This is a genomic window from Pseudomonas sp. P5_B2 (genome assembly GCF_056400445.1).
Genome location: NZ_JBFULH010000154.1, coordinates 1 through 10,913, shown reverse-complemented (window position 1 = coordinate 10,913; position 10,913 = coordinate 1). Strand labels below are relative to the sequence as shown.

General features: G+C 59.2%; 10 protein-coding genes. 3 read left to right on the top strand and 7 right to left on the bottom strand.

What is annotated here, in order from left to right; translation table 11 throughout:
• Positions 1–471: 471 nt before the first annotated feature.
• Complete coding sequence (locus AC1DRJ_RS14060) at positions 472–2,136, top strand: electron transfer flavoprotein-ubiquinone oxidoreductase (protein WP_477802690.1); 1,665 nt, start codon at positions 472–474, stop codon at positions 2,134–2,136.
• 118 nt (positions 2,137–2,254) lie between these two features.
• Here the strand turns inward: AC1DRJ_RS14060 and AC1DRJ_RS14055 are convergent, their stop codons facing one another.
• The gene (locus tag AC1DRJ_RS14055) at positions 2,255–3,145 is read right to left on the bottom strand and encodes an AraC family transcriptional regulator (RefSeq protein WP_477802689.1); all 891 of its coding nucleotides are present in this window, start codon (positions 3,143–3,145) and stop codon (positions 2,255–2,257) included.
• A 190-nt stretch (positions 3,146–3,335) separates the two neighbouring features.
• Here AC1DRJ_RS14055 and AC1DRJ_RS14050 point away from each other — a divergent pair, with 190 nt between their 5' ends.
• A complete protein-coding gene (locus tag AC1DRJ_RS14050) occupies positions 3,336–4,388 on the top strand; it encodes an NAD(P)-dependent alcohol dehydrogenase (protein WP_477802688.1) in 1,053 nt (350 codons plus the stop codon).
• Here AC1DRJ_RS14050 and AC1DRJ_RS14045 read toward each other — a convergent pair.
• From AC1DRJ_RS14045 to AC1DRJ_RS14025, 5 genes are all read right to left on the bottom strand, one after another.
• Complete coding sequence (locus AC1DRJ_RS14045; protein WP_477802687.1) at positions 4,385–5,188, bottom strand: IclR family transcriptional regulator; 804 nt, start codon at positions 5,186–5,188, stop codon at positions 4,385–4,387. The genes AC1DRJ_RS14050 and AC1DRJ_RS14045 overlap by 4 nt on opposite strands.
• Before the next feature lie 60 nt (positions 5,189–5,248).
• Positions 5,249–6,559, bottom strand: coding sequence for an MFS transporter (locus AC1DRJ_RS14040; protein ID WP_477802686.1), 1,311 nt, complete (start codon positions 6,557–6,559; stop codon positions 5,249–5,251).
• A 153-nt stretch (positions 6,560–6,712) separates the two neighbouring features.
• Entirely contained in the window at positions 6,713–7,861 is a 1,149-nt protein-coding gene (gene dgoD / locus AC1DRJ_RS14035) for a galactonate dehydratase (RefSeq protein WP_477802685.1), read from the bottom strand.
• A gap of 47 nt (positions 7,862–7,908) precedes the next feature.
• Positions 7,909–8,529, bottom strand: coding sequence for a 2-dehydro-3-deoxy-6-phosphogalactonate aldolase (locus AC1DRJ_RS14030; protein WP_477802684.1), 621 nt, complete (start codon positions 8,527–8,529; stop codon positions 7,909–7,911).
• A 19-nt stretch (positions 8,530–8,548) separates the two neighbouring features.
• On the bottom strand, positions 8,549–9,541 hold the full coding sequence (locus tag AC1DRJ_RS14025; protein ID WP_477802683.1) for a 2-dehydro-3-deoxygalactonokinase: 993 nt from the start codon (positions 9,539–9,541) through the stop codon (positions 8,549–8,551).
• 179 nt (positions 9,542–9,720) lie between these two features.
• Here AC1DRJ_RS14025 and AC1DRJ_RS14020 point away from each other — a divergent pair, with 179 nt between their 5' ends.
• Positions 9,721–10,164, top strand: coding sequence for a hypothetical protein (locus AC1DRJ_RS14020; protein WP_477802682.1), 444 nt, complete (start codon positions 9,721–9,723; stop codon positions 10,162–10,164).
• Here AC1DRJ_RS14020 and AC1DRJ_RS14015 read toward each other — a convergent pair.
• Entirely contained in the window at positions 10,161–10,640 is a 480-nt protein-coding gene (locus tag AC1DRJ_RS14015; RefSeq protein WP_046049099.1) for a GNAT family N-acetyltransferase, read from the bottom strand. The two genes, AC1DRJ_RS14020 and AC1DRJ_RS14015, sit on opposite strands and share 4 nt — an antisense overlap.
• Positions 10,641–10,913 lie beyond the last annotated feature (273 nt).

Below are 10,913 nucleotides of genomic sequence, written 5' to 3'. Positions count from 1 at the left end.
CCTCTAAAAACGCTGGCTAAAGTGTCAAGTGAGCATCGCTCACAATGATGATGACCGTTTGTCAGGGGTGACCGACGAGTCATTCATTATCGTGGCGTGTAAACTGCGCGCCATACGTGCGCTGCGCCTCACCTTGTACTGCCATCGCCCTGTCTTTAGAKGTGCTCTTGAAACCAACAGTGTGCCTACGGCGAGCGCAAAACCGCCCGTATCTTGACCGGAACGCCTATTCCGGTCAATACGCTAAAATGGCCGTTCGTAAGCCGCGTGACTTTGATTTCTCTGGCTTTGAGCCATTTCAAACAAACGTTTGTATTGGACGGTAGCAGTGGTGTAGATATAATGCGCCACCCAGAGAGAAAGGTGGACTATCGATTGTCCTGTTCCGCGCTCGCGCAGGGATTCATGGATGCGACACCAAACCTCCAAAATTAGAAAAAAAACTGTTGAGCCTTGAGTAGGAGATAACCTGTGGAACGCGAATACATGGAATTCGACGTCGTCATCGTCGGTGCCGGCCCCGCTGGTCTTTCCGCTGCCTGCCGCTTGAAGCAGAAGGCTGCTGAAGCCGGTAAGGAAATCAGCGTCTGCGTGGTCGAAAAAGGCTCCGAAGTCGGTGCTCACATCCTGTCTGGTGCCGTGTTCGAACCACGCGCCCTGAACGAATTGTTCCCGGACTGGAAAGAACTTGGCGCCCCGCTGAACACGCCGGTCACCCGCGATGACATTTTCGTCCTCAAAAACGCAGACAGCGCGCAAAAAGTTCCTGACCTCTTTGTGCCCAAGACCATGCACAACGAAGGCAACTACATCATCTCCCTGGGCAACCTGTGCCGCTGGCTCGCTCAGCAGGCCGAGAACCTGGGCGTAGAAATCTACCCGGGCTTCGCCGCTCAGGAAGCGCTGATCGACGAGAACGGTGTAGTTCGCGGGATCATCACCGGCGACCTGGGTGTGGATCGCGAAGGCAATCCGAAAGAAGGCCTGTACACCCCGGGCATGGAACTGCGTGGCAAGTACACGCTGTTCGCCGAAGGCTGCCGTGGCCACATCGGCAAGCAGCTGATCAAGCGTTTCAACCTCGACAGCGAAGCCGACGCCCAGCACTACGGCATCGGCCTGAAAGAAATCTGGGAAATCGACCCGGCCAAGCACCAACCAGGCCTGGTGGTTCACACCGCCGGTTGGCCGCTGGACATCATGGGCACCGAGAACACCGGCGGCTCCTTCCTCTATCACCTGGAAAACAACCAGGTGGTGGTCGGCCTGATCGTCGATCTATCCTACAGCAACACTTACCTGTCGCCGTTCGATGAGTTCCAGCGCCTCAAGCACCACCCGGTGCTCAAACAGTACCTGGAAGGCGGCAAGCGCATCAGCTACGGCGCGCGTGCCATCTGCAAAGGCGGCCTGAACTCGCTGCCGAAAATGGTCTTCAAGGGCGGCGCGCTGATCGGTTGCGACCTCGGCACCCTGAACTTCGCCAAGATCAAAGGCAGCCACACCGCGATGAAGTCCGGCATGCTCGCCGCTGAATCCGTGGCTGAGGCCCTGTTCGCCGAGAAAGACGGCACTGAAGAACTGACCACTTACGTCGACGCGTTCAAGAAGAGCTGGCTCTACGACGAACTGTTCGCCAGCCGTAACTTCGGCCCGGCGATCCACAAGTTCGGCGCGATCGTTGGCGGTGGTTTCAACTGGCTGGACCAGAACATCTTCGGCGGCAAACTGCCGTTCACCTTGCACGACACCAAGCCGGATTACGCCTGCCTCAAGCTCGCCGCCGACTGCAAGAAGATCGACTACCCGAAACCGGACGGCAAAATCAGCTTCGACAAGCTCAGCTCGGTGTTCATCTCGGGTACCAACCACGAAGAAGAACAACCATGCCACTTGAAACTGGCCGACCCAAGCATCCCGATCAGCAAAAACCTGCCGCTGTACGATGAGCCGGCCCAGCGTTACTGCCCGGCCGGCGTGTACGAAGTGATCACCAAGGAAGACGGCGAGAAGCGCTTCCAGATCAACGCCCAGAACTGCGTTCACTGCAAGACCTGCGACATCAAGGACCCTGCACAGAACATTACCTGGGTAACACCGGAAGGTGCTGGCGGCCCGACTTACCCGAACATGTAAGTCGAATGGCTGAACATCAAGGCTCCCGATCGGGGGCCCGATATGTCTATCGACATCAATGTTGAATGATCAACCGCTTTCGCGAGCAAGCCCGCTCCTACAAGGGATTCTCGGTGGGTCAGGCAGCGCGTTCGTCGCCCGGATTACGCTCGAAGTAGCGCTTGTACTCTCGACTGAACTGCGACGTACTCTGATACCCCACCCGATGCGCCACTTGCGCCACGCCCAAGCCTTCGGACAGCAACAACTGCTGCGCCTTGAGCAAGCGCAATCGCTTCAAATACTGCACCGGCGACAACAAAGTGCTGCGCTTGAAATGTTCATGAAACGTCGACGCACTCATGTTCGCGCAACTGGCGAGGGACTCGACATTCAGCGGCTCGGTGTAATGCGCATGCAGATGACTGAGCGATGCCGCGACACGGGCGAATTGCCCCTGCTGCTCCACCAGCGCGCGCAGCACATCGGCTTGCGGCCCGCGCAAAGCGACGAACAACAACTCACGCAACCGCGCCTGCCCCATCACCTGACATTCCAGCGGATCGTGCAGGCAACGCAGCAACCGTTCCACGCATCCACGCATCGCGTCATCGAGTACTGTCGAGGTCATGGACTCCAGCGTCTGCGCAGCAATACTGCGCCCCGCCACCAGCCCCATGGCCAACACCAATTCGCCGAGCAAGGTCCGGTCGATCGCGATGGAAACCCCCAGCATCGGTCCTTCCGGCGCGGCAAATGTTTCGCACTCGAACGGCACCGGCAATGCCTGAATCAGATAATGCCCGGCGCCGTACTCCAGCGTTCGCGGGCCCAGATACGCCAATTTGCTGCCTTGGACGATGATGACCAGACTCGGCTCGTAGATCTGCGGGCCACGGGCCACATCGCAACTGGCACGCAACACCTGCACACCTGGCAACGCGGTGGGCGCGAAGCCGTCGCGAGTGGTCAGTGGCTGGATCAACGAAACCAGCGTGGCATTGGCATCGAGATGACGGGTCAACAACATGGGAGCTCTTTACAAAAAAGTCGCGAAAAAAGGGATGAAAGCATCATCGCAGGTCTGATCGTCCATTTGATCAATCGAAGGTGGATGCCGGAGGAATAGGCATGAAAGCCGGAGGAATCGCCATGGCCGGTGCAAGGTGCGGCGCACAGAATGCACCGCCTCACCTGTCACTGCTATTGCGAGGTTCCTCATGTACACCGCCATCGGATACGCCGCCCAGTCGGCCACCACTCCCCTCGCCCCCGTGAAATTCGAACGTCGCAGCCCTCGGGCCGACGATGTGGCGATCGAGATTCTCTACTGCGGTGTCTGCCATTCCGACATCCACCAGGCTCGTAACGAATGGGGCATTGCCGTTTACCCGCTAATGCCCGGCCACGAGATCGTAGGCAAAGTTACCGCCATTGGTACGAACGTGACCAAACATAGCATCGGCGATCTGGTGGGCGTCGGCTGCATGGTCGATTCCTGCCGAAGCTGCGAAGCCTGCCAGTCGAACCTTGAGCAATACTGCCTCGAAGGTCCGACCATGACTTACGCCACCCCGGACCGCGTCGATGGTAGCAACACCATGGGCGGCTACTCCGACAGCATCGTAGTCAGCGAGCACTTTGTGGTACGCATCCCGGAAAAACTCGACTTGGCCAGCGCCGCGCCGATCCTGTGCGCCGGCATCACCACCTACTCGCCACTCAAGCATTACGGCGTCAAGGCCGGCGACAAGGTCGGGATCCTCGGCATGGGCGGCCTCGGCCACATGGGCATCAAGTTTGCCAAGGCTATGGGCGCCGAAGTAACGCTCTTCACCCGCTCGGCAAGCAAGGCCGAAGAAGGTCGTCGCCAAGGCGCGGACCACGTAATCGTGTCCACCGATGCCGAACAGATGAAGGCTGCTGCTGGCCATTTCGACTTCCTGCTCGACACCATTCCTGTGCAGCACGACCTAAACCCCTACCTCGACACCCTGCGCTTCGATGGCGTGCATATTCTGGTGGGCTTGATCGAGCCGATCGACCCACCGGTCCACGCTGCCAAATTGGTGTTGGGACGCCGCGTGCTGGCCGGTTCGCTGATCGGCGGCATTGCCGAAACCCAGGAAGTTCTGGATTTCTGTGCCGAGCACAACATCACCTGCGACATCGAAATGCTCGACATCCGCCAGATCAACGAGGCTTACGCCCGCATGATCGCCGGTGACGTGAAGTACCGCTTCGTCATCGACATGGCAACGCTGAAGGTCTAAACCTTCGCGCCGAGTTCTGCCGAAAGCCGGGCTGTGACCCCTTTGATCAGGGGAATCAGCTCGGCCATTTTTTCCAGCGGMATGTACGGCACGGTGCTGGCGATGCTGATGCCGGCAACAATGCGCTTGCCGGCGTCACKGATCGGCGCCGCGACACAACGGRTCGAGGGTTCGTTGTCTTCCAGGTCGAAGGCGTAACCGCCCGCCACATACTCGACCATGCGCTGCTGAAACTGCTCCCAGGATTGCTCCGGGTGCTGCGGCCAAAACAGATTTTTCCCGCCCGCCGGCAAGCTGATTTCGTACAGCCGTTGCCATTCTTCCTGTGTGTCATCCAGCATTAGCGCCTTGCCGATCCCGGTGCGCGCCAATGGCATGCGATGGCCGACCCGCGAACGCATTTCCGGGCCATTGCGCCCCGGATTTTTGTGCAGGTACAGCACCTCGTCGCCTTCACGAATCGCCAAGTGAATGGTGTCGCCGGTCAACGCCGACAGCTCATCCAGATACGGCCCGGCCAAGGTCACCAGCGGCAACTCTTCGCGCGCCTGGAAACCCAGTTCGATCAGCTTTGGCCCCAACAGATAACCGATTTGCGGCACCACACGCAGGTATCGTTCGTCCACCAGGCAACTGGCGAGTCGATGGGTGGTGCTGCGCGTCGTGCCGATCAACCGGGCGATCTCCTTGAGATCGCGGGCGCCGCTGGCCACGGCCTGAACTACACACAGACCACGAAGCAGTGTCTGGGTGCCGGTCGGCGCGGCGTCCTTGGCGATTTTTGGGGCGTCTTCCTGCATATCCAGCCTTTACCGTTGAGCGAGTGAACGGGCGGCATTATGGTCGCCCGATGCCCGTGACTACAACTTGATACGCTCGACTTTGCCCACCAGCAAGATGTAGGAAAGCGCGCCAATCAATGCCAGAACCGAGATGTAGGTAATCGCCGGGGCAAACGAATCACCGGTCGCCAGGAAACCGATGACAATCGGCGTGGTGATCGCCGACAGGTTGCCGATGAAGTTGAACACCCCGCCGGTCAGCCCCAACAAACGTGCCGGTGCCAGGGTTGAAACCAGCGACCAGGTGATCGATGCCAGCCCGTTGCCGAAGAACGCCAGCGCCAGGAAGGCAATCACCAGCGGTGTCGATTCGACGAAGTTAGCGCCGATGATTGAGGTGGAAATCAGCAGGCCACCAATGATCGGCAACTTACGGGCGAAACCAACCGTGTATCCGCGACGGATCAGGAAGTCGGAGAAGAACCCGGAACACAACACACCGATGAAGGCCGCGAGAAATGGCAACGACGCCAGCAGGCCGGACTTGATGAAGTCCATGCCGCGATATTTCACCAAGTAGGTCGGGAACCACGTCAGAAAAAACCACAACGTCGAGTTGAGGCAGAACTGGCCGAGGTAGATGCCCCACAGCTTGCGTTTGGTCAGGACAATGCCGAGGTCGGTCCAGCTGAATTTCGCTTTGACTTTGGCTTGCTCGGCCTGGATATCCACCAGCCCGCCACCCTCACGGATCAGGTCGATTTCAGCGTCGTTGGCACCTTTGAAATCCCGAGGCTCGCGATACACCGCGTACCAGATCACCGCCCACAGTATGCCCACCGCGCCGGTGCTGACGAACACCATGTGCCAGCCGAACTCGTGCTGAAGCCAGGCCAATACCGGCGTCAGGAATGCGAGGCCGACAAATTGTCCGGAGGTGTAGAAACCAATGGCCGTGGCGCGTTCGCGCTCGGGGAACCAGGTCGTGACCACGCGGCTGTTGATTGGATAGGCCGGGGCTTCCAGAGCACCGACCGCCATGCGCAGGACGAATAGCGCGATGAAGCTGCCGGCGAAACCGAGCATAACCGTGGCGATCGACCACAGCAGCAAGGCGACACTGTAGAGAATGCGCGGCGGCACTCGGTCCACCAGCCAGCCACCGGGGATCTGCATGGCGGCGTAGGTCCAGCCGAAGGCGGAGAAAATCAGCCCGACGTGGATCGGATCGATGCCCAGTTCGCTGGTCAATGCCGGAGCCGCGATGGACAGGTTGCTGCGGTCCAGGTAGTTGATCACCACGGTGATGAACAGCAGGACCATGATGAAAAATCGCTTGCGACTGGGCGTCACCAACGACGCTTGCCCGGTGAGGGTTTGCGGTTGCATGAGGAGTGCCTCTTCTTATGTTTATTGAGGTCGTGATCGTTCCCACGCTCTGCGTGGGAATGCAGCCAGGGACGCTCCGCGTCCCAAAAGCGGACGCGGAGCGTCCGGTGAGGCGTTACCACGCGGAGCGTGGGAACGATCATCGTGCTTGCATTACCACTCCGCGAAACTGCCATCGGCATGGCGCCAGATCGGGTTGCGCCAGCGGTGGCCGACGGCGGCGCGCTCGATCACGTATTCCTCGTTGATCTCGATGCCCAAGCCCGGACCATTCGGGATCTTCACGAAGCCTTTGTCGTAGTCGAATACCCGCGGATCTTTCACGTAATCGAGCAGGTCGTTGCTCTCGTTGTAATGGATACCCAGGCTCTGTTCCTGGATAAACGCGTTGTAGCAAACCGCGTCCAGTTGCAGGCACGCCGCCAGGGCAATCGGCCCCAGCGGGCAATGCAGCGCCAGCGCCACGTCGTAGGCTTCGGCCATGTTGGCGATCTTGCGGGTTTCGGTGATGCCACCGGCGTGCGACGCATCCGGCTGGATGATGTCGACGTAACCTTCGCTCAGCACACGCTTGAAATCCCAGCGCGAGAACAGCCGCTCACCGAGGGCAATCGGGGTGCTGGTCAGCGGCGCCAGTTCCTTCAGCGCTTCGTAGTTTTCACTGAGCACCGGCTCTTCGATGAACATCAGTTTGTACGGATCAAGCTCCTTCATGAGCACCTTGGCCATGGGCTTGTGCACCCGGCCATGGAAGTCGACGCCGATACCGACGTTTGGCCCGACCGCATCTCGTACGGCCGCGACGTTGGCCAGGGCCAGGTCGACTTTCTCAAAGGAGTCGAGAAATTGCAGCTCTTCGGTGCCGTTCATTTTTACCGCAGTAAAACCACGGGAGACCGCTTCTTTCGCCGCGCGAGCGGTATCTGCTGGCCGGTCGCCGCCGATCCACGAATACACACGAATTTTGTCCCGCACCTGACCACCGAGCAAATCACTGACTGACACACCCAGCGCCTTGCCCTTGATGTCCCACAGCGCCTGATCGATACCGGCCAGTGCGCTCATGTGGATCGCGCCGCCCCGGTAGAAACCGCCGCGATAGAGCACGGTCCAGATGTCTTCGATGTTGCGTGGATCTTTGCCAATCAGATAGTCGGACAATTCTTCAACGGCCGCCGCAACGGTGTGGGCGCGACCTTCAACCAYGGGCTCGCCCCAACCGGTCACGCCCTCATCGGTTTCGACCTTGAGGAAGCACCAGCGCGGCGGAACGATGAAGGTGGTCAGTTTGGTGATTTTCATTTTCTTGTCTCTTTTATTAGAGGCAGCGCTCACAGCGCCAAAAAGTCTTAGCGAAGGGATTTCCAGGCAGCCACGTAGGCCTTGGCATTGACGGCCACGTCCGCTGGCGTCATCCCCGGTTTGAACAACCCGGAACCAAGGCCGAAGCCTTTGACGCCCGCGTCGATAAACACCTGCATGTTGTCTGGCGTGATCCCACCGACCGGCGCCAGAATGGTTCCGGCCGGCAATACCGCGAGCCAGGCTTTGACGACGGCCGGCCCCATCTGCTCGGCAGGGAACATCTTCAGCACGTCCGCGCCCTCGGCCAATGCCGCAAAGGCTTCTGTCGGCGTTGCCACCCCCGGCGACAGGAACAACTCCGCCGCTTTCGCTGCGCGCAGCACTTTGGGATCGCTGTGCGGCATGACGATCACTTGGCCACCGGCGGCTTTCACCTGCTCGACTTGCTCTGGCGTCAGCACGGTGCCGGCGCCGATCAGGCAATCGGCGGGCAAGGTGCTGCGCAGGATGCGGATACTTTCGTACGGCTCAGGGGAATTGAGCGGTACTTCGATAACGCGGAATCCGGCGGCGTACAGGACTTCGCCGATGGCCGCCGCTTCTTGCGGGCGCAAGCCACGCAGGATCGCGATCAGGCCATTTTTTGCCAAGGCGTGTTTGAGCATGTCAGACCTCCAGTCAGGTTTAACGGGATGAGTTGGCTGTGATCAGTCCGGCGGCGAGCGCCAACTGCCACAACCCGCGTTCGGTGGCTTGTTCGGCCAGCATCACCCGGGCAAAACCGCAGGCGTCGAGGGCCCGGCTGTAGCGGGCACAAAGTTGGCCATTACCAATGAGGATGATCGAAGGCAGATGCACGCTATTGCGACGACGTCGCAGGGCTGTCGCCAGCGCTGAGAGCTCGTGACCGATCAAAAGCCCCGACAAATAATCCGCCTGGGCCGGGGCGGCCAGTTCACCGGTCAGCCCGAGGCTGCGGGCACTGAACACCGTCGACAGCGGGCCGATCTCGCCGTCCGCCGACAAGGCCACTTGCACCCCTCGATCAAAGGCCTGGCCATCGAAAGCCACGCCCTTTTGCTGGGTGCGCCCCAGAATGCTGTGTTCACTGAGCACGGCGAAGATTTCGCCGGTCATGAACGTATCGAAATGCACGATGCAGCCGTCGGCCACTTCCACCCATTTCGAATGACTGCCGGGTAAGCCGATCAGCAGATCGTTGCCCGTGTCGCCCTGAAGATTCTGCAGAACGCCCAGCACCTGGGTTTCTTCGCCGCGCATGACGTTAGGCAACGGCGAACGCTGAATCACACCCGGCACGATGTGCACATCGACACCGCGAATACTGCGAATTGTTTGTAGGGAAGTTCCGAGAGTGGCGACGTTCGCCGGCGTGTCGCGGTAGGCCGCTTCACGCCAGCCTTGGGCGCTGCCAACCATGCCACAGGCGATCACCGGCAAATCCGGCTGCGCATCTAGCCAGTCACCGCAGGCCTCATCGAACGCCATTTCAAATCCGTCAGTACATGCCTGACCTTTAATGATTCGCGGTGTCTTGGGCAGCTGCATGATCCCCGACGACAACGAACGTTGTTCGAGCACTTGGCCATCCGCAGCGAGTTTGTAAGCACGTAATGAGGTTGTCCCCCAATCGAGCGCGATCAATTGCGCCAGCATCGCTTCACCTGTTTTGTTATTGGCAGTGAGTGAGCGGGACTATAAACCTGGAAGCGGAAGAATCTCAATATATAAATATCACTCCCATATTATGGGACTTACAAGTGTGACAGGACTTTGGCTGCGAACGCTTTAAAATGCGGCGTCATTGGAACGACACCTACACCCCAAGGAAGAAAATGAAGATTGTTTTGAAGGCAATGCTGCTCTGCTCTGCACTCTGGTCAGTCACAGCATTGAGTGCATCAAAGGAACTGCAGGTTGGCGATATCTGGGCCTACAAAAATCGGCCGGGCGAGGATGGGTCGACACTGACGATCCTGAAAATCGAGAACTATCCGAAATTAGGCAAGGTGGTTCACATCAGGGTGGACGGTTTCCGGATGATCAACCCAGTGACAGGCACTGAGTTCAACGACATGCCTCACCTGCCCTTCCAGGCCAAAGCCATAGAGCGCAGCATCACTCATCGCATTGGCGAAACAGCAGAGATTCCGGATTTCGATCAGGGATACACGGCGTGGAGAGCGGCCTTCGATGAAAGGAAGGCCGGGGTTTTCAAGATCAGCGTTAGTAAAACACTCGACGGCATGATCAACAGTAACTGGAAGGGAAGTGACTAACCCTCGGCAAACTCGCGCAGCACCGCCCCATCCATCCGGTACCGAACCCACTCTTCCTGTGGCTGCGCGCCCAACGATTTATAGAACTCGATCGCCGGTTTGTTCCAGTCCAGCACGCTCCATTCAAACCGCCCGCAATCATTGGCACAGGCGATTTTCGCGAGGTGGCGCAGCAAGGTTTTGCCCGCGCCACCGCCGCGTTGTTCGGGGGTGATGTAGAGGTCTTCGAGGTACAGGCAGTTGCTGCCAAGCCAGGTGGAATAGCTGAAGAAGAACACCGCGAAGCCGATTGGCTGGCCGTCGCGCAGGCAGATCAGGCCGTGGGCGGTGGCGCCTTCGCTGAACAAGCTGCGCTCGATGTCGGCGACGCTGGCAATGACTTCATGGCGGGCACGTTCGTAGTCGGCCAGTTCAGTGATGAACCCGAGGATTTGCGGTGCATCGCTGGGGGTCGCCGGGCGGATCTCGATCGTCATGGGGACGTGCCTTCGTCAAAGGTTGAAAACGCCATACTATGTCGCGGCACGCCACATAGGAAACCCTGTGGTGAAGAGCTTTTGTGGCGAGGGGGCTTGCCCCCGTCGGGTGGCGCAGCAGACCCATTCGAGGCACCGTAGACTTTGAATGGGAGCAGGGACTGCTGCGCAGTCCAACGGGGGCAAGCCCCCTCGCCACAAAAGCTCTTCACCACAGGGTTTCCTATGTGGCGTGCCGCGACATAGTATGGCGTTTTCAACCTTTGACGAAGG

What these genes read in the sequence shown, in the direction of transcription:
- AC1DRJ_RS14015 (WP_046049099.1), bottom strand. Translation starts at nt 10,640, where the DNA reads ATGACGATCGAGATCCGCCCGGCGACCCCCAGCGATGCACCGCAAATC.
- AC1DRJ_RS14025 (WP_477802683.1), bottom strand. Translation starts at nt 9,541, where the DNA reads ATGCTGGCGCAATTGATCGCGCTCGATTGGGGGACAACCTCATTACGT.
- AC1DRJ_RS14020 (WP_477802682.1), top strand. Translation starts at nt 9,721, where the DNA reads ATGAAGATTGTTTTGAAGGCAATGCTGCTCTGCTCTGCACTCTGGTCA.
- AC1DRJ_RS14050 (WP_477802688.1), top strand. Translation starts at nt 3,336, where the DNA reads ATGTACACCGCCATCGGATACGCCGCCCAGTCGGCCACCACTCCCCTC.
- AC1DRJ_RS14040 (WP_477802686.1), bottom strand. Translation starts at nt 6,559, where the DNA reads ATGCAACCGCAAACCCTCACCGGGCAAGCGTCGTTGGTGACGCCCAGT.
- AC1DRJ_RS14030 (WP_477802684.1), bottom strand. Translation starts at nt 8,529, where the DNA reads ATGCTCAAACACGCCTTGGCAAAAAATGGCCTGATCGCGATCCTGCGT.
- AC1DRJ_RS14055 (WP_477802689.1), bottom strand. Translation starts at nt 3,145, where the DNA reads ATGTTGTTGACCCGTCATCTCGATGCCAATGCCACGCTGGTTTCGTTG.